This window comes from Parasphingorhabdus sp., from assembly GCF_039977335.1.
GTDB lineage: Bacteria > Pseudomonadota > Alphaproteobacteria > Sphingomonadales > Sphingomonadaceae > Parasphingorhabdus.
Map to the genome: position 1 here is coordinate 1616353 of NZ_JBDWDI010000004.1, position 21985 is coordinate 1638337.

Annotated in this window: 20 protein-coding genes and 1 pseudogene; 9 read left to right on the forward strand and 12 right to left on the reverse strand. The window is 53.4% G+C overall.

What is annotated here, in order from left to right; translation table 11 throughout:
• The first annotated feature begins 254 nt into the window (after positions 1-254).
• The gene (locus ABJM21_RS15155; protein WP_348300831.1) at positions 255-1178 is read left to right on the forward strand and encodes a hydrogen peroxide-inducible genes activator; all 924 of its coding nucleotides are present in this window, start codon (positions 255-257) and stop codon (positions 1176-1178) included.
• Positions 1178-2041 carry a leucyl/phenylalanyl-tRNA--protein transferase gene (gene aat, locus ABJM21_RS15160; RefSeq protein ID WP_348300832.1) on the forward strand — a complete coding sequence of 288 codons (864 nt, stop codon included), beginning with the start codon at positions 1178-1180 and terminating at the stop codon, positions 2039-2041. The genes ABJM21_RS15155 and aat overlap by 1 nt, the downstream gene beginning before the upstream one ends.
• 35 nt (positions 2042-2076) lie before the next feature.
• Here aat and ABJM21_RS15165 read toward each other — a convergent pair.
• From ABJM21_RS15165 to ABJM21_RS15185, 5 genes and pseudogenes are all read right to left on the reverse strand, one after another.
• Positions 2077-2553, reverse strand: a pseudogene (locus ABJM21_RS15165) (DUF2155 domain-containing protein); the annotation flags it as partial.
• Positions 2529-2930 (reverse strand): NADH:ubiquinone oxidoreductase subunit NDUFA12, encoded by a 402-nt coding sequence (locus ABJM21_RS15170; RefSeq protein ID WP_348300833.1) that lies wholly within the window; start codon positions 2928-2930, stop codon positions 2529-2531. The gene ABJM21_RS15170 and the pseudogene ABJM21_RS15165, both read right to left, overlap by 25 nt.
• Positions 2931-3011: 81 nt before the next feature.
• Positions 3012-3527, reverse strand: coding sequence for a DUF192 domain-containing protein (locus ABJM21_RS15175; RefSeq protein WP_348300834.1), 516 nt, complete (start codon positions 3525-3527; stop codon positions 3012-3014).
• Between the two features lie 33 nt (positions 3528-3560).
• Positions 3561-4184, reverse strand: a complete 624-nt coding sequence (locus tag ABJM21_RS15180) for a cold shock domain-containing protein (protein WP_348300835.1) — start codon at positions 4182-4184, stop codon at positions 3561-3563.
• A gap of 137 nt (positions 4185-4321) precedes the next feature.
• Positions 4322-4855 carry a regulatory protein RecX gene (locus ABJM21_RS15185; RefSeq protein ID WP_348300836.1) on the reverse strand — a complete coding sequence of 178 codons (534 nt, stop codon included), beginning with the start codon at positions 4853-4855 and terminating at the stop codon, positions 4322-4324.
• 171 nt (positions 4856-5026) lie between these two features.
• On the opposite strand from ABJM21_RS15185, the gene ABJM21_RS15190 reads away from it, so the two are divergent.
• Together ABJM21_RS15190 and ABJM21_RS15195 are read left to right on the forward strand one after the other, a co-directional pair.
• Positions 5027-6757 carry a fatty acyl-AMP ligase gene (locus tag ABJM21_RS15190; protein WP_348300837.1) on the forward strand — a complete coding sequence of 577 codons (1731 nt, stop codon included), beginning with the start codon at positions 5027-5029 and terminating at the stop codon, positions 6755-6757.
• Between the two features lie 144 nt (positions 6758-6901).
• Complete coding sequence (locus ABJM21_RS15195; protein WP_348300838.1) at positions 6902-9226, forward strand: EAL domain-containing protein; 2325 nt, start codon at positions 6902-6904, stop codon at positions 9224-9226.
• A gap of 16 nt (positions 9227-9242) precedes the next feature.
• Here ABJM21_RS15195 and ABJM21_RS15200 read toward each other — a convergent pair whose 3' ends face one another.
• Both ABJM21_RS15200 and arsC read right to left on the reverse strand, forming a co-directional pair.
• Positions 9243-10061, reverse strand: coding sequence for an AAA family ATPase (locus tag ABJM21_RS15200; protein ID WP_348300839.1), 819 nt, complete (start codon positions 10059-10061; stop codon positions 9243-9245).
• On the reverse strand, positions 10025-10375 hold the full coding sequence (arsC, locus tag ABJM21_RS15205) for an arsenate reductase (glutaredoxin) (protein WP_348300840.1): 351 nt from the start codon (positions 10373-10375) through the stop codon (positions 10025-10027). The genes ABJM21_RS15200 and arsC overlap by 37 nt, the downstream gene beginning before the upstream one ends.
• 165 nt (positions 10376-10540) lie before the next feature.
• On the opposite strand from arsC, the gene ABJM21_RS15210 reads away from it, so the two are divergent.
• A complete protein-coding gene (locus ABJM21_RS15210) occupies positions 10541-12727 on the forward strand; it encodes a TonB-dependent siderophore receptor (protein ID WP_348300841.1) in 2187 nt (728 codons plus the stop codon).
• A gap of 179 nt (positions 12728-12906) precedes the next feature.
• Here ABJM21_RS15210 and ABJM21_RS15215 read toward each other — a convergent pair whose 3' ends face one another.
• Positions 12907-13446: a (2Fe-2S)-binding protein gene (locus ABJM21_RS15215; protein WP_348300842.1), complete on the reverse strand. Its 540-nt coding sequence runs from the start codon at positions 13444-13446 to the stop codon at positions 12907-12909.
• 126 nt (positions 13447-13572) lie between these two features.
• On the opposite strand from ABJM21_RS15215, the gene ABJM21_RS15220 reads away from it, so the two are divergent.
• A complete protein-coding gene (locus tag ABJM21_RS15220) occupies positions 13573-14061 on the forward strand; it encodes a DUF2938 domain-containing protein (protein WP_348300843.1) in 489 nt (162 codons plus the stop codon).
• Between the two features lie 24 nt (positions 14062-14085).
• On the opposite strand, the gene ABJM21_RS15225 is transcribed toward ABJM21_RS15220, so the two are convergent.
• The gene (locus ABJM21_RS15225; protein ID WP_348300844.1) at positions 14086-14850 is read right to left on the reverse strand and encodes a class II aldolase/adducin family protein; all 765 of its coding nucleotides are present in this window, start codon (positions 14848-14850) and stop codon (positions 14086-14088) included.
• Between the two features lie 293 nt (positions 14851-15143).
• Here ABJM21_RS15225 and rpsU point away from each other — a divergent pair, with 293 nt between their 5' ends.
• Both rpsU and ABJM21_RS15235 read left to right on the forward strand, forming a co-directional pair.
• On the forward strand, positions 15144-15350 hold the full coding sequence (gene rpsU, locus ABJM21_RS15230) for a 30S ribosomal protein S21 (RefSeq protein WP_074204042.1): 207 nt from the start codon (positions 15144-15146) through the stop codon (positions 15348-15350).
• Between the two features lie 48 nt (positions 15351-15398).
• The gene (locus ABJM21_RS15235; RefSeq protein WP_348300845.1) at positions 15399-15986 is read left to right on the forward strand and encodes an FKBP-type peptidyl-prolyl cis-trans isomerase; all 588 of its coding nucleotides are present in this window, start codon (positions 15399-15401) and stop codon (positions 15984-15986) included.
• 89 nt (positions 15987-16075) lie between these two features.
• Here ABJM21_RS15235 and galK read toward each other — a convergent pair whose 3' ends face one another.
• The 3 genes from galK to ABJM21_RS15250 are packed head-to-tail and all read right to left on the reverse strand — an operon-like array spanning position 16076 to position 19742.
• Positions 16076-17251, reverse strand: a complete 1176-nt coding sequence (gene galK, locus ABJM21_RS15240; protein ID WP_348300846.1) for a galactokinase — start codon at positions 17249-17251, stop codon at positions 16076-16078.
• The gene (locus tag ABJM21_RS15245) at positions 17248-18273 is read right to left on the reverse strand and encodes a UDP-glucose--hexose-1-phosphate uridylyltransferase (protein WP_348300847.1); all 1026 of its coding nucleotides are present in this window, start codon (positions 18271-18273) and stop codon (positions 17248-17250) included. Before ABJM21_RS15245 ends, galK begins: the two co-directional genes overlap by 4 nt.
• Before the next feature lie 5 nt (positions 18274-18278).
• Positions 18279-19742 carry a sodium/solute symporter gene (locus ABJM21_RS15250; protein ID WP_348300848.1) on the reverse strand — a complete coding sequence of 488 codons (1464 nt, stop codon included), beginning with the start codon at positions 19740-19742 and terminating at the stop codon, positions 18279-18281.
• A gap of 105 nt (positions 19743-19847) precedes the next feature.
• On the opposite strand from ABJM21_RS15250, the gene ABJM21_RS15255 reads away from it, so the two are divergent.
• Positions 19848-21983: an alpha-galactosidase gene (locus tag ABJM21_RS15255; protein WP_348300849.1), complete on the forward strand. Its 2136-nt coding sequence runs from the start codon at positions 19848-19850 to the stop codon at positions 21981-21983.
• The last annotated feature ends 2 nt before the right edge of the window (positions 21984-21985 follow it).

A 21985-nucleotide genomic window follows, 5' to 3' on the forward strand; every position in this document is an offset into this window, starting at 1 on the left:
TTCGGGGGGGGGTAAAGAAATGTTCGTTTATGTCATTCGGCAATCAGGGCCGCATCGCAAACGAGTGGTTGTGTCATTCGAGCTTGCGATATTTGCGGATCAGACTGTTTAGATATTTTTTTCATGTCTTTATCTCCTTTTCTATCGTTTTTGCTTCTGTTGATCTTGATATTGCAGAAAGTTGGTGATACTTCCAATCGAATGAAAATTGAATAATCAATAGATAATATCTATCACCATAAAAGGTATCCCCCATGCCAACATTACGTCAGTTTCAATATCTCGTCGCGGTTGCCGATCACCAGCATTTTGGGCGTGCAGCTCAAGCTGCCGGTGCTTCCCAGCCTACGCTTAGCCATCAGTTAAGAGCGCTCGAATCGCGGCTCGGCGTAACGCTGGTTGAACGTCGGACCCACGGCGCGGAATTATCTCCAATTGGCCGCGAGATCGCCGAACGGGCCAGACGAGTGCTCGTGCAGGTAAAGGATATTCGTGACCTTGCCGAGCGCGCGAGTGAAAGCCTGGCAGGCACATTGCGTTTTGGAGTATCGCCGACCCTCGGCCCCTATCTGATGCCGCCCGTAATCGCTGCGCTGCACCGCGCCCAGCCCGATCTTCGCTTCTACATGCGAGAGGGTATTCCAGATTTACAGGCCATGGAACTGGTTAAAGGCGCGATTGACATGCTGCTCGGTCCGTTGCCGATTGAAGGGGAAAATCTCTCGATAGAACCCTTATTTCGTGAACCTTTGATATTGGTTGCGCCGCCCGACCATCCCTTGGCTACACAGGAAAAACTTTCCAAGGCTGATCTCTATAATGCACCAGTCCTCAGCCTTGATCGCCGCCATCACTTGCATAGAGATGTGGCCGAACAATGCCACAAGCACGGTATGCACCTGTTGCAAGACTATGAAGGCACCAGTCTGGACAGCGTGCGCCAGATGGTCGCATCAGGCTTAGGCCTTGCAATTTTACCTGCGCTATATGTACGCTCCGAATTGGCTCATGGCGGCGACGTGGCTCAGCTTCAAATAGAAGACTGGGAGGCCTCGCGCAGTATCGGTATCGCCTGGCGTACGGGAGCGGGCTTTGCCGATGAATATATGGCCGTCGCTCAGCGGATCGCTGAAGAAGCGAAAATTTTGCTGAACACCCCGGTCGGTCCGGAGCATTAATGGCGATTGAGATCGAACTGCTGCTGAAAGCCTATGCATCGGGCATCTTTCCGATGGCCGATGCAAGGGACGACCCCGAAACTTTCTGGGTAGAGCCAAAGACCAGAGCGATATTGCCGCTGGACGGCTTTCGCATGTCACGCTCTTTGCGCAAAACTATCCGTTCCGGACGTTTCGAGGTGACGGCGGATACCGCTTTTGCTGAAGTCATTGCCATTTGCGCAGAGTCGGCGAGTGATCGCCGCGAAACATGGATAAATGCCGATATCGAAGAGGCATTTGTCCAGCTTCATGAGCGTGGTCACGCCCATAGTGTAGAATGCTGGTTGGTCGATGAAAAAGGTGAAAAGACGCTTGTCGGCGGACTTTATGGCCTCGTCATTGGTGAGGCGTTTTGCGGGGAGAGCATGTTTTCCCGTGCTCGTGATGCATCAAAGGTCGCGCTGGCATGGCTCGTGGCGCGATTGATTGTCGGGCGTTTCACACTGCTTGATTGTCAGTTCATGACCGATCATCTGGCTTCGCTTGGTGCTATTGAAATCAGCCAGGAAGAATATCTCGACCGACTGGGCGCCGCTCAAGATTATTGCACGCCTGCATTCTCGGCAATTAAGTCAGCTATGGGATCAGAGGGTTCCGCGGACGGTGTTGCAGGCACCGGCTGTACGGGTTCCGGGACAGGCTCTGGAGCCGGTGCGGGCTCCACTGGGCTTGTTGCCGGACCATCGTTTGCAGCGCTTGACGTATTGTTAGCTTCACTGGACGAAGGCGACGAACGCGGCGCGGTCGGATTGGAGTTATCCGCTGGCGGCGCTTCTTCGCCTGCAAAACTCATCGCACAGCTTTTGACCCAGACATCGTAAATCGGATGCTCTACCACATTCAGCGATGGTGATTCGCGAAACAGCCATCCGGAAAAAACCGTTTCCCACTTGTCATCGCCCTGCCGCGTAGCCGGGCGAGCGTTTACCAACAACTGAACAAAAGCGCCTTGCTCCGGTGTCAACTCCCATGGCGCGGTGCGTTCACAGGCACGTAGACGGACAACTGCGCGGCCGACACGGATCGACTGGCCCGGCTTCAATTCCAGATCACGGGTCAGACCATTGCGTTTGTTTAAGAAACCCAGTGTCGCAACGCGCTCTGCCATTGGCGTACCGATTTGTTCCGTCACCGGTTGAACCAGTTCCTCATCATCGGTTGCCGCTACTTCGGCTTTTTCTGCAGGCTGCCCCGTACTCTCGCCGGTTTCATCATCACCAAAAAGGCCGCAACCCGATAATAACAGTGCGCCAGCAAAAACCGGAACCAATCGATTCCGGTTAGAAGTGAGAAATCCAGAATCAGCGGTCATTCGGCTTCGGCCGGGTTCCATGGCTCATAGTCGCCTGTTGCAGCGGCCCGAACGCCACCTGCCTCCAAAGCGCCGGCCGGGCGATAGGCATTGGCTGTACCGGTCAAGTTACCGGTTGGCTCTTTTTCCCATATGCGCGGTTGCGGCAAATAGCTTTCTGGAATCTCGTCAAAACTCTTGTGCAGCCAGCCATGCCATTCGGGTGGTACAAGGCTCGCATCATTTGCACCGGAATAGATAACCCAACGCTTGTCGCCGTCCTTGCCAAGATTTTTAGTCTGGTAATAAACATTACCAAAAACATCCTCGCCGACGGACTTGCCCTTGCGCATACTAAACCATGAGGTACCGATGGTCGCACCGTCCCACCACGTGAAGATTTTGCCTAATATTCCCATAGCTGTCCGCTTAGCGCCACGAGTGGGTGGTCCGCAATTAAAAAATGCGTCGAAATATGGGGCGCAGCTTTCGGTCTGTCGCTATTGCTGCCATTCTACTTTGTCGCCTGCCGAAATCCCTAGCTCTGCGGCACGCCCACCAGCCAATTCCAGAACTGCAACAACCGGCTCTCCCGATGGTACCGGCTCTAGCGAATAAGGAGTGGTATTGGCAGCAATTGATTCGATCGTACCGTTGCTGCGGATGAAGATGATATCAAGCGGAATCACGGTGTTCTTCATCCAAAAGCTTGCCATACGCTCTTGGGTAAAGGGAAATATCATACCGCGATCAGGCGCCAGTTCGGTCCTGAACATCAGGCCGCGGGCTTGTTCTTGACTGGTTTTGGCGAGTTCAACAGTGAAAGCATGGGTTTGGACGCCAGATGTGACCGTCAACGGGATCTGCTTAAGCCCTGCTTCTGAAAGACTGTTCTCCGATGATTGGCTTTGCGGTGTCTTGCCATCAGTATTGCCAGCCTGCGCATAGCAGCCCGTTAGCCCTAGACTGGATGACAAAAGGATAGGCCATAGGGCACGTTTGAAAAATCCGGTCATAGACGGGCGCTCTTTATGCAAGTGGATATCTGGTTACTGGGACGCTAGCGCTGTAGTGATCTGCACTGCCATATGACCGCGATCTCCATCATCAATGCGGACCAAAACCTGTTGTCCAGGCATGATTTCCGCAATCCCGGCATTACGTAGTGTTTCCATATGAACGAAAATATCACCATCCATGCCATCAGCAACCAGAAAGCCATAGCCTTTGGCGCGATTAAACCATTTAACCTCTGCTCCTACAAAAGTCCCTGTGTCCTCCACCGCATGGAAGGATTTGCGTCTCGTTTCAGGAGCTGGCTGATGTACCATCTGCTCGCAGTTAGATTCATCAATATCGAGGATTTTTGTGGCCTGTAGGCCTTTGGCAGCATCTACATATTCGCAGCGGACAACGGCCATTTCCGGCAAGTCCCGGCGGCCAAGCGGTTCCAGCACCGTCCAGTGCACCAATATATCTTGGCCATGGTCAAGATCGGCACCCTGATGTTGTTCAAGGTCGGGAATAATGAAGCCGAAACCCCGATGGGAATCGAACCATTTCACATGCCCTACAGTCTGCAAAACAGGTTTTGCCTGTTCTTGCCCACTCTCTACTACATCACTAACCGAACCATCATCTGCTCTGGCGGGCTCCGCATACAAACTTGCCACAATGCATCTCCGAACACTTTATCCGAATCAAGGGTCCTTCAACCAAAAAGAATCGGGGGAAGCACAATATAGCATATTAATTGTAAACTTGCGATTCTTGTTGAGATCAGAACATTTTAACTCAAAAAACAGGTGTTCTAAATCTCTACTTCAATCTCTTCTCCAGGCTTTGCAAAAACAAACCGGGAGGCAATGTCAAAGTCATGTCCCGCTCGTAAAAATGCCTGCAACTGTTTCCGGCATTTGTCCTTGTCGGTTGGCTCTTGGGCAAAGGGACCAATGGATTTCTTGCGCGCATAAGTGCGCGCGGCGTCCCATTTCTTGGCATCACTAAGATCAAGCGCCTGTCTGTCGTCGCCTTCTTGTATTCCAGCCTGATATAGCGCCTGTGTCACGCGGCGCTTGCCATAACCTCGGCTTATCAACGCCGCTGCGCGGTTCTTGGCAAATAGCGCGTCGTCAATATACCCAAGCTCGGCAAAGCGTTCCACCATCGCTTCTACGTCTGCCGGCCGGTCTTCGGACCATTCTCGCTCCCGTAGTTTACGGAAAAGATAGGATTTTAATTTGTGCCGCGTGGTCGCGTAGCGGCTCACATAGCGCAAAGCCAGTTCTTGCAGGCTATTTTGGTCCAACGGTCTACCGCTATTTTTCAACGCTTCGCCTCTCATTCAGAACCACTGCCCTTTTTGTGCCACAGTAGAGCCGAAATTTAAACGCCAGTTGCAATCATTAGGGCTTGTTTAGGGTTAAGACAGCTGAATATCTCTCAAATTCGGCTGAATATCTGGGAAAAATGACGATTTGTAAGAAGGCTGGACCTTCTGGAAAATGGATTTTGTATGACTGAGCTGACACCAACCCCCACCGCAGACGATCTCCCACGCCGTTTCGCCGATTTTGAAACGGTCGGTGAAGCGCTGGATTATGCGGCAGAGGGGCAAAGGGGATTTAATTTTCATGATGCTCGTGCCTCATTGGTGCGGGTATATCCTTTTAAGGAGCTGCAGGTTGACGCGAAGGCCGCAGCACGCCGCCTGATCGGTTTTGGCGTCAAGCCGGGTGACCGGATTGCTTTGATTGCCGATACAGAACCACAATTTTGTGCTCTATTCTTCGGCGCGATCTATGCTGGTGCATGGCCAGTGCCGCTGCCGCTACCGACCTCTTTCGGCGGGAAGGATAGCTACATCGATCAAATCGGCGTCCAGTTGGACAGCTGTGATCCGGCAATTTTACTTTATCCCGATGAGATTGAAGAACTCGCCGCTGCTGCTGGTCAGTCGCGCAAAATTCCGGTTTTCGGCTGGGATAAATTTGCCGAAAATGACATTCCCGATTGTGAACTGCCAGAAGCCAAGAGCAGCGATATTGCCTATTTGCAATATTCCAGCGGATCGACCCGCTTCCCGCATGGCGTGGCCGTGTCGCATAAAGCATTGCTCCACAATGTCGGATCGCATTCTTATGGCATGAACGTAGGCGAAGATGATCGCTGTGTTTCCTGGTTACCCTTTTATCACGATATGGGTTTGGTAGGCTGTTTCATTTCGATGGTCTGTAATCAGGTCTCGACTGACTATCTCAAAACGTCTGATTTTGCGCGCCGCCCGCTGTCATGGCTGGATCTAATTTCCCGCAACCCAGGCACTTCGTGCAGCTTTTCACCGACATTTGGATATGAGATTTGTGCACGCCGCATTGGCAGCCAGTCCAACGTGGCAGAACGCTTCGATCTATCGCGCTGGCGTCTCGCCGGTAATGGTGCTGATATGATCCGCCCGGATGTGATGCAGCGCTTTACCGATGCCTTTGCGCCAGCGAAATTTGACGCGAAAGCCTTTTTGCCAAGCTATGGTCTTGCCGAAGCTACTTTGGCCGTAACCATCATGCCGCCAGGTGAAGGCATGGAAGTTGAACTGGTCGAAGAAACCGAATTGTCTGGCGAAAAGCAAGCCGATGGCAGCAGGCCCAAGCGGTATCGCGCTATCGTCAATTGCGGGAAGCCCGTGCGTGATACATTGCTCGAGATTCGCGAAGAAGATGGCAGCGTCTTACCAGAAAAAGCTGTCGGTAAAGTGTGGATGCAAAGCCCCTCTGTCATGGAATGCTATTATCGGGATCAGGAAGCCACCGATGCTTGTCTGATCGATGGCTGGCTCGATACCGGTGACATGGGCTATTTGTCCGACGGGTATCTCTATATTGTAGGCCGCGCCAAGGATATGATCATCATCAACGGCAAAAACCACTGGCCGCAGGATATCGAATGGGCTGTGGAACAATTGCCCGGATTTAAGGCTGGCGATATTGCTGCGTTTGCGATCACCACACCGGGTGGCGATGAAACACCGGCTGTATTGGTTCAGTGCCGGACATCGGATGAGATTGAAAGATTGCGTTTGCGTGACGAGATTCGCGAAAAAGTTCGCGCAATCACGGGCATGAACTGCGTGATCGAGCTCGTCCCGCCGCGTACTTTGCCGCGCACCAGCTCAGGCAAGCTCAGCAGGGCCAAGGCGCGCAACCTATATCTTTCCGGAGATATCCAACCTTATGATGTGGCCGCTTAAAATCAGCAACTAAAAGCGTCAATATCGATTAACCATGTTTCGGAAAAATAGGTCGCCGCTTACTTTTCGATAAGGTTTTCCGCGTATGGGAAAAGCGTGGAAGAAAAACTGTCATCATCATCGGGCTTACCGCAAGAAATACCTGTGAGCGTCTTGCTTGGGATATCTGATCCCGAGGGCGTGGACTGGGGCCGTATTCGTGTGCTTCAGTTTGAAGGCATGCATCAAAATGGCTTCATCAAAATGATCGGGTCGATCACTTGCGGCCTGTTGGCTATTCAGTTTTGTATTGGGCAGGTAAACTGGTTGTTGCTCAGTGCTTGGACCCTCGCCTTGTTCGGCCTGTATGTTTACAGCTATGTCAAAGCGCGCAAAGAAGCTGTCTGGGAGCGCAAGAGCATTTCCCGGCGCGAGAATATCGACGTCATTTTAACATCATTGGCCGGTGGACTCTTATGGTCAATTGCTATGGTTCTTTTTGGACCGTCCGGCGATTTGAGCACGATGGTTGGCATATGGGCGCTGGTTTTGTGTTTGATGGTTGGCTCGGCCATGTTGATGTCAGCTGTCCCGCTTGCCAGCATCGTTTTCATCGGAATGTGCGGCCTGTCTTCGGCTTTTGGCTGGTATTTGATCAACGGATATCAGATGGCGATGGCGTCCGCCGCTATAGCTATGTTGCTGATCGCGTCCTGCCTGATGAATGGCCGGTCTTTCATAAATCGTAAAATTGCGGAAGCCAATCTCAACGAGAAGAAGGAGGTGGTCAGCCTCCTGTTGCGGGAATTTGAAGATACCGGAGCCGATTGGCTGTGGCAAACCGATACATCGCGCCGTTTAACCCATGTTTCGCCGCGCTTTGCGCACGCTGTGGGCCGGACCGCAGAAGATATTGAAGGCCGCCCGTTCCTACAATTGGTTGCAGGGCAAGCGTGGGATTCAGGGAAATTCCCTCCGGCTCTGCACGAGCTGGCCGAAAAACTAAAACGACGTGACAGCTTCAGTAATATGCTGGTTCCTGTCATGATCAATGACGTGACGCGGTGGTGGGAAATATCCGCATCGCCTAAACTCGATGAAAATGGCGTTTTCCATGGGTTCCGCGGTGTTGGGTCGGACGTGACCGAACAGCGCGAATCTGCAGACAAAATTTCGCACATGGCGCGCTTTGATACGCTGACGGGACTCCCCAACCGCCTTCAGCTGACGGAAACACTCGGTAAAGCACAACAGGATTCCGACAAGTGGAATGGCCGCTGCGGCTTCATGATGATCGATCTAGACCGGTTCAAAGCGGTCAATGATACGCTTGGTCATCCTGTCGGCGACCGTTTGCTTGCTCGTGTTTCAGAGCGGCTACGTTCGATCATGACGGATAATGAGCTTTGCGGTCGTCTCGGCGGCGATGAATTTGCCATTGTCATCAAAGATGCCAGCGATTCCCAATATATGGATATGCTCGGCAAAAAAATTATTGATACCTTGTCGCGCCCTTATGAAGTCGACAATCATACACTCTATATTGGTGCAAGCGTCGGCACCGCTATTGGACCGCGCGATGGCCGCACCGTCGAGATGCTGATGCGTAGCGCCGATCTCGCGCTCTATCGATCCAAGGATCAGGGCGGCGGGGCTCATAATCAATATGAACCGAAGCTTCACGTTCATGCCGAAGAACGCCGAGTTATGGAAATTGCCCTGCGTAAGGCACTGGATAATGACGAGTTTTCGCTCAACTATCAGCCAGTGGTGAGCGCGGATACTGGCGGTGTTATGGGTTTTGAAGCTCTGTTGCGTTGGACCAACCCGGAATTCGGTGTCGTGTCTCCGGCAAAATTCGTGCCGCTAGCCGAAGATGCGCGACTAATCGTACCAATTGGCGAATGGGTCATGCGGACAGCTTGTAAAGAAGCCATGAAATGGCCATCGACGATCAAGATAGCGGTGAACGTTTCGGCCGATCAGCTAACTGATCCTAACTTCCTGGATATGGTTGTGTCTGCGCTTCAGGATAGCGAGCTCCCCGCTCAGCGGCTGGAGATAGAAGTGACGGAAAGCATCTTCATGCGCGAAGGTACTGGCGCCACACAGGTGCTCGATCAGATTATCGGGCTGGGCATCAATCTATCGCTTGACGATTTTGGCACTGGCTATAGCTCGCTGGGCTATCTTCGGAAAACCCGCTTCTCAACGATTAAAGTCGATCGCAGCTTTGTGCAGGGTGCTGCCAAGAAAGTACCAGAAAGCCTGGCTATCATTCGTGCCGTTGTCGCTATGGCTGATAGCCTGGGCATGACAACGACAGCCGAAGGGGCGGAGACCGAAGAAGAAGTCAAGATGATCCAGAAGCTCGGCTGCAGCAAAATCCAGGGCTATTATTTTGGCCGGCCCATGGCACCGCATGATGCGCTCGACCTGTTCAAGGATTTTAATCCTGACACCGCCAGACTGGGTGATCGCGCCGCTTAATATATCAAATCGTGCCCTAGAGCTTAGATAGCTTCTTTTCGATACCGCGCCAAATTTTGGCATAGGCTAAGGCCGCTGGACTGCGCGGCGCCAATTCTCCAAGTGGCTTTTTGATACGGGTCATCCGTTCGACATCGCTGGACATTGGAATAGTCGGCCATTTTGGCTTTTTGGCCAAGGTTTGCTTGTGAATCGTGCGGCGGCGATCAACCATATTATAGACAGGTAACAGTGGTGCATGTTTGCGCCGCCGAGAATCGAGGAAGGTCTGCACGTCCGTCAGCGCGCGTTCCGACAATGGTGACGGGATGACCGGCACGATCACCAGATCAGCATTGCGCAAAATCTGTTCACTGGTTTCGGTCAACCCGGGCGGGCAATCAAGAATGATCCGGTCATAGTCTTTTTCGAGCTCACGCAAGATTTTGCCCATATATTTTTTCTTGTTCAGGTCGAAAAAGAACCGGTCGAGACCGCGCAGCGACACATCAGCCGCCAGAAGGTCACAATTCTCAATAGTCGTTGGCTTGATCAATTTGCCCGGCTTGACATCGCCTGCAATCATTGCCCGCGCACGATCTTTCTTATGCCGGTCGCCATTCAGGATGAACGATGCTGCACCCTGCGGATCGATATCCCAGACCAGGGTTCGCCGCGATGATTGTATCGCGCTATTCCAGGCGAGGTTAACGGCGGTGCAGCTTTTGCCGACGCCCCCCTTCATACTATAAACTGCGATAACGGCCATATCTGTGATCCGGATGGGTGAGCGAACTAAGTCGCCAAATTCCAGAACTGTCAGATAATCTCCTGCACCCGGTCTTGCGGCCGACATAGGCGAACGCCTTTATCGGTCTCCACCAGCGGCCGCTCAATCAGGATCGGCTCAGTCGCCATGGCATCCAATATCTTTTCAGCGGTGGCGCTATCATCTGTCAGTCCCAGCTCTTCGGCGGGCGAACCACGGGTTCTTAAGCCCTCCCGCGGGCTGATACCAGCATCGCGGTAGAGCTGTTCCAGCTTGGCACGGCTAGGTGGGTGTTTGAGATACTCCACGACGGTCACATCAACACCTGGCGCTTCTTCGAGCAGAGCCAGAGTCTTGCGAGATGTACCGCATTTGGGATTATGCCAGATGGTTGCTTTCATATCATGCTCCGTAACAGCGTGTTTCTGTGCCCCATAAACACCACCTCACGCGATGTTTCAAAGAAAATTTACAAAATACAACAAAGGGCATTGCTTGTGAGAACTATTCTCATTAGTGCCCGATTGATATTGAGAATGATTCGCACATCAGGGAATTTGCACATTATGATTTCATCACGTTTTCGCGGTACAAAATTTTTATCTGTTGCCAGTGTTGTGGCATTGGCGCTGCAGGCCAATAACGCACTGGCTGCTGAGGAAACCCTTGATGATGCAGCGTGGGATGATCAGAATGAGATCATCGTTACGGGTGAAAAAGATGGCTATGTTGCGATTAGCAGCGCTGGCCTGAAAACTGGCACGCCTTTGCTGGACACTCCGCAGACCGTTTCCGCCGTGACCCGCGAACAATTGGATGACCAAGCCTTGCAAGATATTGGCGACATCCTGCGTTACACCCCCGGAACCTCAATTGGCCAGGGCGAAGGCAATCGCGACCAGATCACCATTCGCGGTCAAAACACCACTGCGGACTTTTTCGTCGATGGCATCCGCGATGACGTCCAATATTTCCGTCCACTCTACAATCTGGAGCGTGTCGAGATTCACAAAGGCCCCAATGCGATGATCTTTGGCCGCGGTGGCGGTGGTGGCATCATCAACCGGGTCACCAAATCCCCGATCAGCGATGAGACATTCGGCTCGACAACCGCAAGCGTAGACAGCTTCGGTGCGTTTTACCTTAGCGGTGATGTGAATGCAGCCATTGCTGACAATGCCGCGTTCCGCATCAATGGGCTATATGAAGAATTTAACAACCACCGCGATTTCTTTGATGGTCGGCGCATTGCGATTAACCCGACAATCGGTGCAGAACTGAGCGACCAAAGCCGTATCCTGCTCTCCTATGAATATGTCGATGACGACCGCTCGGTTGATCGCGGCAATCCGGCTGAATTACGGGCCGTTGGTGATGAGTGCTCGTTCGACAGTCCTTGCGGCCCCTTACGCGGATTTCGCGATACCTTGTTTGGATTTGACGGCACCAACAAAACCACCTTGCAGGCCCATATCCTGAAACTGCGCGTCGAACATGATTTCAACGACACGCTCAGCTTCAATGCAACCACGCTTTATGCTGACTATGACAAATTATACCGGAATGTTTATCCGGTCGACGCCATATTAGGCGTCCCGGCCGGCGGTCCACTTGTCGATTCCGTCACCCTTGATGGTTATAACGACACCACCGACCGCGAAAATTTCATCACCCAGGGCAATTTGCTGTGGACCGGTGAGACGGGCGGCATCGGTCATACGCTGTTGCTCGGCTATGAAATCGGCCAACAGCAATCTGCCAACGCCCGGCAGGATATTTTATTTGCCGATAGCAATGATGACCAGATCACCATCCCGCTTACCGACCCGATTGCGCAACCGGCATTCAGCTTCCCTGCTTTCACCCGCAACCGTGCTTCGGACCTGAAATTCTTCTCGCTTTATATCCAGGATCAGATCAGCATTGGTGACCATTTCGAGATTGTCGGTGGCGTCCGTTTTGACAGTTTTGATATTGATGTGAACGATATTCAGAATAACGTGCGCCTCAACCGGACCGACGACAAATTCTCCCCGCGTATCGGCCTGATTTACAAGCCACAGGAAAATATCTCGCTTTACGCCAGCTATTCCAAAAGCTTCCTACCCCGTGCTGGCGACCAATTCCTGACCCTGACACCAACAGTCGGCTCAACTCTCGGCACTGTAGATCTGGAACCGGAAACCTTCGAAAACTATGAAATCGGTTTGAAATGGGATTTTGCGGAAGGCCTCAGCTTGACGACAGCCCTGTTCCGTCTTGACCGCGACAATCAAGCCGTCCTGCTGAACAATCAAGGTGACACGACCTTATCCGGATCTCGCACGGAAGGTGCAGAAATCCAGCTCGTTGGCCGTGTGACGGATAAACTTCAGGTTAATGCCGGTTACAGCTATCTTGATGGTCAACAGCGCAACAGCGCCACGGTTGCCGGACAGGATCTGCGCTTGTTCCAGGTGCCAGAGCATATGGCATCGCTTTGGACCAAATATGATTTCACCGATCGGTTCGCCGCTGGCCTGGGCATCACGCATCAGTCGAGCCAGTTTGCCAGAAACGACAACAGCGTTCGGGTTCCTGCCTATACCCGGGTAGATGCGGCGCTTTACTACACTGTGAACGAACAGTTCAAAATCCAGTTGAACGTCGAAAATCTCTTTGACGAAACCTATTTCCCGTCCGTGCATAACAATGATAATATTACGACAGGCGAACCAATTAACGGCCGCTTGACCGCAACATTTAGCTTTTGAATGCTGCCACTTTGAATTGGTGAATTTACTAATCGTTCGTGATTGACTACGAACTTTGCAGCATGCTGGGTCTATCGATTACCCCACCCCAAAACCCCATCGATAGGCTCAGCGTGTACTGGCAAAACACCTTAAGATGATAGGCGAGCCTTGAAGCGCCTGAAGCTTGGCAATACCGCCTATTTTTTCGGCGTAAGCGCCGGAACGGCTTTGGCGGCATCCGCAGGATCAATGCCTGGTGGGGGTGCCGTGCTAAGGACATCATCGCCGCGCGCAACCCTTGCTGCCCGCTGGATTGCCTCACGGATGCGCGGATAAGTACCGCAGCGACAGATATTGGTAATCGCTTCGTCAATCTCGTCATTGGATGGATTCTTGTTTTTCTTGAGCAAGACTGCCGCAGCCATGATCATACCCGACTGGCAAAACCCACATTGCGGGACGTTCTCAGCCGCCCACGCTTGTTGTACCGGATGGCTCCGGTCCCGCGACAGCGCCTCGATCGTCGTGATGAACCGGCCTTCGAGTTCGCCAATAGTGACAAGGCAACTACGTATAGCCTCCCCATCAACCTCCACCATACAGGCGCCGCAATCACCGGTGCCGCAGCCATATTTGGTTCCGGTCAGATTCGAGGCATCACGCAACGCCCATAAAAGTGGCGTGTCGGCGTCCATCCGATATTCAACGGGTCTGTCGTTAACAGTGAATTTTGTCATTAAAATAGGCGATACATTAGAAAACCTATCGCGACAATGTAGCTCTCACACAACGGCTTGACCAACCTCGATACCCACATTATGTAATGTTATATCATCTTATACAGAAGAAAGCATCGCGCTGGTATGCCCGAACTCATAATATATGCCTCGCTCCTTGGAATATTGGCCACGGCCATGCTCGATCTTTGGGCAATATTCGCGCGTCAAATATTGCATTTACCGGGACCAAATTGGGCAATGCTGGGCCGCTGGCTAGGACATTTCGCAAGAAGGCAGTTTACTCATGGCAATATATCGTCGGCACCGCGGATCACTGGAGAACAAATTATTGGATGGAGCGCTCATTATCTCATCGGCACTGTATTCGCGCTCTTGTTGCTCCTATTCACTGGCCCGGATTGGCTCGATAGCCCAACAGTTCTGCCTGCCCTCGTTGTCGGCTTATCGACCATATTAGCCCCGTTCTTGATCATGCAACCTGCGATGGGGGCCGGCATTGCGGCATCGAAAACGCCTAGACCCAATATTGCGCGCTTGAGCGGTGTTGCAGCTCATAGCGTGTTCGGTCTCGGACTTTATAGCGCGGCGGCAATGTTGTCGCTGTTCAGATAGCTGATAGGAGGCTCTCGGCGAGTCCTATTCCCGCCAGCTTTTATCTTCCCGGTCAATCAACCGCACCATCGCATCAAATTCTGGCACGCCCTGAATCGCAGGATCAACCGACGCCTTTGAAAGATTGGCCAGATGTTTCCTAATAACCTCTTCGCCGATCACTAGCGGTTTGCCCATGGACAGCGTCTGCATCTGAATTTCGCAGGCGCGCTGCAATACCCAATGGTTCAGGAATGCCTCTTCCAACGTTTTACCCATAACCACCGGACCATGATTTTCGAGGAGCATCATGCGTTTCTTGTCCAGACTCGCAAGGAAACGTGGCCCTTCATCCTCATGCACCGTGACGCCTTCAAACTTGTGATAAGCGAGGCGCGGAACAATCGCCGCGGCATAGAAGTTCACCGGTTGCAATCCGCCTTCCAGCGATGCCACCGCCATTGTAGCGGTCGTATGAGTATGGATGATTGCATGCACATCCGGCAGCTCGCGGTGGAACAGGCTATGCTGCGTAAAACCGGCTTTGTTCACCGGGTAAGTTGAACCATCCAGTGTATTGCCATCAATATCAATCTTCACCAAAGTCGAAGCAGTTACCTCGCTAAAATGCAGACCATAGGGGTTGATCAGAAACGCGTCATCCTCGCCGGGCACTTTCAACGTAACATGATTGAAAATCATCTCATCCCAGCCCAGATGGGCAAATATCCGGTAGCAGGCGGCAAGTCGCTGACGCGCTTTCCATTCGTCTTCGCTGCAGCTCGACTGGATATTGATTGCCGTGGCCATTTTCTGTCTCCTGATTCGGGTCTATTGCCGTCGAAACGAACATGACACAGGCCTCGGCGATAATCAAAAGGCTTTGATGGCGCAAAAACCGCGCCCAAGCGCGGCGAAACTCTGGTAAAAATGCCACATATTTGAGTCGGAAATGCTTGAAATCGGTAGATTAGCCTGTTAGGCGCGCTCCAACTGCAGGTGAACGAATCATCTGCAAACCCTTTTTTATGGCTTAAATAATTTTCAGCCGGTTATGAATTGACCCGGCTTAAAGACGATATTGAACGGAGTTACTCAGTCTTATGCAAATCATGGTTCGCGATAATAATGTTGATCAAGCCCTTCGGGCGCTCAAAAAGAAATTGCAGCGTGAGGGCGTTTATCGCGAAATGAAACTGCGCCGGCATTATGAAAAGCCTTCAGAAAAGCGTGCACGCGAAAAAGCAGCCGCTGTACGCCGCGCCCGTAAAATGGAGCGCAAGCGGATGGAACGCGACGGTACCATTTAAGACCGATCGTCTTTCAAACACCGACTTTCATTAAATAGGTAGTCTGACATGTCCGTAACCACTGTTCCCATCCGGCCGATCAAAAAAGGCTCATTGACGAAACTTTGGATCGGGCTTGCGCTGGTTTTGGCGGTTGCGGGGGCACTGGCTTATGCCGGAACACAGAATGCCGTTACAACTGGCGCGTCAAACGCACAGTTTCTGGCAAGCAATGCTGACAATGATGGCGTTATAACCACGACCTCTGGTCTTCAGTATCAAGTGCTTAAGCCCGGTGAAGGGGCATCACCAACGGCGACAGATACGGCTTTGGTGAAGTATAAAGGTACAACCCGCGACGGTAACGTGTTTGACGAAAATGAGCAGACACCGATGCCAGTGGGCGGCGTAGTACCGGGTTTCTCCGAAGCCCTGCAGCTAATGCAAAAAGGCGGTGAATACCGGATCTGGATCCCGTCGGAACTTGGCTATGGCGAACAGTCACCCGGACCAGAACTGCCTGCCAATTCAGTGCTGATATTTGATGTAACTCTGCTCGACTTTATCTCGGCAGAACAAATGCAAGCGCTACAACAGCAAATGCAGCAGCAAGGCGGAATGCCTGGCGGCCCACCACCTGGCATACCTGGCCAGTAAACAGGCAATCCAAATTTGAAGGCTGCGCTCCTCGCGGAATGCGGCCCTTATCTCATGACTTAGGCCACCGGCTGTTCATGCTCAGGGCCTTATCTGGCTTGTAGAACTGACACGCCGCTTGAGGGTTCGCAGAGGAAAAAAGGCGCGCTGCCGTGATCAGGCGTCTGATAATGCTGACTTACCCATGATTCCAATGCGGCCGCTTTTGATTTTTCCACGACCGCAACAACGCAGCCACCGAATCCCCCACCGGTCATCCTGATGCCGCCGGTTGCCCCCAGAAACTGAGCGCCGATTTCGACCAACTGATCAATGGCCGGCACCGTAATTTCGAAATCGTCGCGCATCGATGTATGGGACTGTGCCATCAGAGTGGAAAGCGCAGTCAGATCACCTTTTATCAACGCTTCTCCTGCGGCTAATGTGCGCGCATTTTCGGTCACGACATGCCGCGCCCGACGAAAACTAACCTCGTCCAGCCCCGATTGCCCGTCCTCAAGCTGTTCGATCGTCAGGTCACGTAGTGCTGCAACGCCATAGTGGTTCGCGGCCTGCTCGCACTGGACCCGCCGTTCATTATAGGCACTGTCCACCAAGCCTCTCTGAACACCGGAATGAATGACCGCTATGGCCAGATGATCCGGTATCGAAATGGGTGTAGTTTCCAAAGAACGACAATCAATCTGCAGCGCAGCACCTGTGACGGCGCGTGCAGAAGCTAGCTGGTCCATGATACCGCAGGCACAGCCAACATAATGATTCTCGCTATGCTGAGCGATCAACGCCAGCTCGGTCTTGCCCAGCCCGCCCAGCTGATGCATCTCATCAAAGGCCTTGGCTAGCGCGACGCCGAGTGAGGCCGATGACGAAAGCCCCGCTCCCTGAGGAACGTTCCCGGCTATCGCAATATTACTTCCCGTCAGTGCAAACCCTTTGTCAGTCAAACTTGCTGCGATACCGCGCACATGGTTTTTCCATTCTGCCGGCTGTTTGGCAAAGGGTTGAATCGGATCGAAACTGTCGTGATCGCTGTCAAGATCACAGGCCAGCGCGTGGACTTCCGCTTCGTTACCCGGCCCGATCGCTACGATCGTTTCATAGTCGATTGCGCAAGGCAGAACGAAGCCGTCATTATAGTCAGTATGCTCGCCGATAAGGTTTACCCTGCCGGGAGCAGCGATGAGAATAGCGGGTTCCATGCCATAGCTGTCGACATAGGCTTGCGTCACTTTGGCCCTTAGAAGGGCACGTCGTTCCACAGTCATCGGGCCTGCTCGCTAAAACGGATATCACTGACTGATCTCAGCATCTCTGCCGCCTTTTCAGGCGAGAGGTCGCGCTGGGCTTCGGCGAGCATTTCATAGCCGACCATGAACTTTCTTATTGTCGCCGAGCGCAGAAGGGGTGGGTAGAAATGCGCATGAAGCTGCCAATGAGCGGTATCATTCTCGCCGAAAGGCGCACCGTGCCAGCCCATGGAATAGGGAAAGCTGCACTGGAATAGATTGTCGTAGCGTGCGGTCAGCTCGCGCAAGGCGATGGCGAGGTCGTCGCGCTGCTCCTCATTCAAATCCGGTATCCGTCCTACAGCAAAGCGGGGCAGCAACAGCGTCTCAAACGGCCATTCCGCCCAATAGGGCACAATGGCTAACCAGTGGTCCGTTTGTACCACCACCCGCTCGCCCAGTGCTGCTTCGCGCTTTGCTAGGTCGAGCAGCATGGGGGTTCCGAAGTTGGCGAAGTGGCCGCGCATACTGGCATCTTCGCGGCGTAGCGCGTCTGGCAGGTGGCTGGCGGCCCAGACCTGGCCGTGGGGATGGGGGTTGGAACAGCCCATCATTGCGCCCTTATTCTCGAATATCTGGACCGATTTGTAAGTATGCCCTAGCGTATCTGAAAGCTCACACCATGTGTCCACAACCGCCACGATCTGGTCCCGGGACAGTTGCGGCAGGGATTTGCCGTGATCGGGCGAGAAACAGATGACGTGACATTCACCAGAGGTCGTCTCGGCGCGAAACAGTGGATCGTCGGTCTGCTGAGCCGGCACATCTTCCATCAAGGCGGCAAAGTCATTCTTGAACACAAACACGCCATCATAATCGGGATTTTGCTCGCCGGTAATCCGCTTGTTACCTGGGCAGAGATAGCAATCGGGATCATAGGACGGCGGCTGTTCTTCGGTCTCCCCCTCATCCCCCTGCCATGGGCGCGACAGCCGCTGTGGTGAGACCAATATCCACTCGTCTTTCAGCGGGTTGTAGCGGCGATGGGGTTTATCAAACATGGCCGTTACGTTAGCGCCTCTTTAAATCCAGCAAAGCGCGCTTTATTGCCCATCGCGCGATTGGTCAGCAAGGCGGCAATTACAGATGTCGTCAACGTGACCACCATGAAGTCGATATAATGCATGGTGATGATGCCCGCCGGTTCCAGCCGGAACGTATAGGCGCCGTAAAGCAGCACGCCCCAGATGACCCCGCCAACCGCTGCGGGCGCACAAACGCCGCGAAACAACAGCCCCGCGATAAAGGCGGAAAGGATTGGCATCGATAGCAAGCCGTTCAACTGCTGCAGCAGGTTGATGATACTGTCCGCATTTTGGTAGAGCGGCACCAGCATGATCGCAACGACCGTCAATAAGACCGAAACGGCCCCGCCCAGTTTCCAGTGGTCTTTGACCTCACCGATAAACTGCTCGTGAAAATCAACCGAATAAAGCGCAACCGAACTGTTAAGCACCGCACTAAAGGTCGTGATCACAGCGGCTGCGACCATCGCGGCAAAAGCACCCGATAACCATCCTGGAAGCACTTCGGCTACCAGCCGGCCGTAAGCCGCATCACCGACATCACCGAACAGTTTATAAGCCACAACGCCCGGAATCACGACAATGGGCGGCACGATCAAAATACGGATAATCGCTGCAACCATCACGCCCTTTTGCGCTTCCTTGACGGTGGGCGCCGCCATTGCCCGCTGGGTTATATTCTGGTTGGTCGACCAATAGAAAATCTGGATGAAAATCATTCCCGTAAACAGGGTATGAAACGGAATTGGAGAATCCGGTCCACCGATCATCGAGAGTCGTTCCAACGGCATATCGGTCACAATATCATAATCCACCGCGGCCAGCGCCAATATGACGATCGCCATTGCCAGACCCAATATGCCGACACCCGAATAAGTATCCATCACCGCCACCGCCCGCAGCCCGCCGAAAATTGTATAGGCCGCAGAAATGATCGCCAAAATCCCGGCAAAATAGATCAGCGGTATGGTGGTGCCAAAAAGCGATTGCATGAACAATGCCCCGGAATAGAGCGCAGCCGGCAGATAGATCAGGATATTGCCGAATAGGAAAAGCCCCGAAATCAACGTCCGGATGCTTTTGCCCTTGTACCGCTTTTCAAGCAGCTGGGTCACGGTCGTACAGTTATTTTTATAGTAGATTGGCACGAAAACAAAGGCGAGGATCAGCAAGCCCGCAAAACCGCAAATCTCCCACCAGGCCAGCAAGAGCATCTGATTGCCGTTCATCCCGACGAGCTGATCGGTAGACAGGTTGGTGAGCGTAATCGAGCCCGCCACAAACAACCATGTCAGACCGCCACCAGCGAGAAACACGTCTTTGCTCGACCCGTCATGGGTTTTCGCCTGCCGGACTTTTGCCCAGGTCGCAAAACCAATAAGCGCGGTGATAGCGACACAGACAATAATCTGTACGCCGCTGGTTGTCGGTAAATTGGCTAACATGCGATCCCCTTTACGCCCCTGTGTTGTTTTTTTGCGGGGTGTGCCTTTTTGTTAGGGCCGGTCCTCACAAAAGCCAAGCCGAATTGCGCTGGAAACTGTTTGACTTTGCGCCAGAATTCATCGCCTAATCCGCCGATGGTTGAGAGGGGAACAAGCTGGCGGCTGGATGGTGATGCCATCACATTGGTGTTTGTCGCCGCCGGGCGCGATGAAATTGATCTGGTCTATCTCGGCCCCCGTTTACCTGATGGGGAAGACCTGTCAGCACTGGTCGCTGCGGGAACCTTCGGTAGCCACGAAAATGAACCGGATGCACCCCGCATCGGCGGAATCCTGCCGCAAGCCAATGGTGGTTATCGCGGTCGTCCAGCCTTTCGTATCCGCTCTGGTGAACAGCCCGTTGATGGGGATTTCCGGCTGGTCAATGTCCGCTCTGGCACCGCTGATATGACGGTGCGCTGGGTTGAACAGCAAACCGGCTTACAGGTCGACACGCACTGGACAATTGTTGATGACAGAACCATCGCAGTGACGGTGGATCTTTTGGCCGACGACAAAGGCGCAATTGTCCTTGAATCCGCGTCATCGCTTTCCCTGCCACTGCCCCGCCACCTTAGTCACATGACGGCTTTCCACGGGCGTTGGGCGCGGGAGATGCAGGCTAAGACCACCCGCATCGGTCCTCAAGCCATCGAGATGCGCTCGGCCAATGGCAAGCCCGGCTTTGATGCGGGCAACTGGCTGATCTTTCATGGCGATGACGGCCAAAAAGATGGCGGAGAATGTCTTGGCATTCATGCATCTTCCTGTGGCGATCATCTCGCCCATGTCGTGCAGGATCAGGATGGCCGGGCCTGCCTGTCCATCGAGGCGCTGCGGCAACCGGGTGGAATTGCGCTGAACGCCGGTGATACTGCCGACCTTGGCCAAGTGACCATGATCCTCGGCGACAATCGGGATCATCTCACCCGGCTGTTTCACGATCATGTCCGAACGCATATCCTGCCGCAAAGGTCCGACTGGGGACCGCGCAAGGTGCATCTCAACAGCTGGGAAGCGCTGGCGTTCGATCTTGACGAAGCCAAGTTGAAGACCTTGGCCACGGCCGCCGCCGACCTTGGCATTGAGCGTTTCGTGCTGGACGATGGCTGGTTCAAAGGACGGCGTCGTGACAATGCCGGTCTTGGCGACTGGCAAGTGGATGAAGCGATTTTTCCGGACGGTCTGACGCCGCTTATCGATCATGTGCATGGGCTGGATATGGATTTCGGCTTGTGGGTTGAACCGGAAATGGTTTCACCCGACAGCGATCTATACCGCGCCCATCCCGAATGGTGTCTGCATGATGATCGTGCGGATCGTCCGACGGAGCGCAACCAACTGGTGCTTGATCTCAGCCGCGAGGATGCATTTGCCTATATCCATGACGCGCTGGCCGCGTTGCTCGAAAATCATGATATTGCTTATCTGAAATGGGATCATAACCGGCGGCTTTTTCCCGACAATGGCTTGCAGCAATTTGCGATCCAAAGGTTGCTCGGCAAGCTGCGGCAACAATATCCGGCGGTGGAGATTGAAAGCTGTTCCAGCGGCGGCGGGCGTGTCAGTTTTTCGATGCTGCAATATTGTCATCGCATCTGGCCGAGCGACAATAATGATCCCATCGAACGGCTGCGGATCATGGAGAGCTGGGCGCGCTTCCTGCCGCTCGAAATTCTGGGCAATCATGTCGGGCCCTCGCCCAATCCGATCACCGGACGGCGGACCGATATGGATTTCCGGGCGAAGGTTGCCTTGTTCGGGCATATGGGTGTCGAGACCAATCCGGCGGCGATGAGCGAAGATGAGCGGGCCATCTTGCGGGCGCATATCGCGCTCTACAAGCAATGGCGCGCCCTGCTGCATCAGGGTGATTTCCGGCAATTGCACCATCCCGAAACCAGCATCTACGGCCAGATGGTGATCGGCGACCGGCGCGCGCTGGCCGTGGCGGCGCAAACCGCCTTTGCCGAGAATTTCAATGTGGCGCCGGTTCGTTTGCCGGGTCTGGATGCAGATAAAATTTATCACGTCACCCTGCCCAAGCCATGGCCGCGCAAGGCGTCTGCTTATCTTGCCGATCCCGCTGCTTGGGAAAGCGGGATGGTTTTAAGCGGACGGGCACTGGCCGAACGCGGTTTGGCGCTGCCACTGACTCACCCCGAAACAGCCTGGCTGATCGCCATCGAAGAAAAGGGATAAAG

Bases quoted from the DNA above. Each gene is read 5' to 3' on its own strand.
- ABJM21_RS15155 (WP_348300831.1), top strand. From the start codon at position 255: ATGCCAACATTACGTCAGTTTCAATATCTCGTCGCGGTTGCCGATCAC.
- aat (WP_348300832.1), top strand. From the start codon at position 1,178: ATGGCGATTGAGATCGAACTGCTGCTGAAAGCCTATGCATCGGGCATC.
- ABJM21_RS15170 (WP_348300833.1), bottom strand. From the start codon at position 2,930: ATGGGAATATTAGGCAAAATCTTCACGTGGTGGGACGGTGCGACCATC.
- ABJM21_RS15175 (WP_348300834.1), bottom strand. From the start codon at position 3,527: ATGACCGGATTTTTCAAACGTGCCCTATGGCCTATCCTTTTGTCATCC.
- ABJM21_RS15185 (WP_348300836.1), bottom strand. From the start codon at position 4,855: ATGAGAGGCGAAGCGTTGAAAAATAGCGGTAGACCGTTGGACCAAAAT.
- ABJM21_RS15190 (WP_348300837.1), top strand. From the start codon at position 5,027: ATGACTGAGCTGACACCAACCCCCACCGCAGACGATCTCCCACGCCGT.
- ABJM21_RS15200 (WP_348300839.1), bottom strand. From the start codon at position 10,061: ATGTCGGCCGCAAGACCGGGTGCAGGAGATTATCTGACAGTTCTGGAA.
- arsC (WP_348300840.1), bottom strand. From the start codon at position 10,375: ATGAAAGCAACCATCTGGCATAATCCCAAATGCGGTACATCTCGCAAG.
- ABJM21_RS15210 (WP_348300841.1), top strand. From the start codon at position 10,541: ATGATTTCATCACGTTTTCGCGGTACAAAATTTTTATCTGTTGCCAGT.
- ABJM21_RS15215 (WP_348300842.1), bottom strand. From the start codon at position 13,446: ATGACAAAATTCACTGTTAACGACAGACCCGTTGAATATCGGATGGAC.
- ABJM21_RS15220 (WP_348300843.1), top strand. From the start codon at position 13,573: ATGCCCGAACTCATAATATATGCCTCGCTCCTTGGAATATTGGCCACG.
- ABJM21_RS15225 (WP_348300844.1), bottom strand. From the start codon at position 14,850: ATGGCCACGGCAATCAATATCCAGTCGAGCTGCAGCGAAGACGAATGG.
- rpsU (WP_074204042.1), top strand. From the start codon at position 15,144: ATGCAAATCATGGTTCGCGATAATAATGTTGATCAAGCCCTTCGGGCG.
- ABJM21_RS15235 (WP_348300845.1), top strand. From the start codon at position 15,399: ATGTCCGTAACCACTGTTCCCATCCGGCCGATCAAAAAAGGCTCATTG.
- galK (WP_348300846.1), bottom strand. From the start codon at position 17,251: ATGACTGTGGAACGACGTGCCCTTCTAAGGGCCAAAGTGACGCAAGCC.
- ABJM21_RS15245 (WP_348300847.1), bottom strand. From the start codon at position 18,273: ATGTTTGATAAACCCCATCGCCGCTACAACCCGCTGAAAGACGAGTGG.
- ABJM21_RS15250 (WP_348300848.1), bottom strand. From the start codon at position 19,742: ATGTTAGCCAATTTACCGACAACCAGCGGCGTACAGATTATTGTCTGT.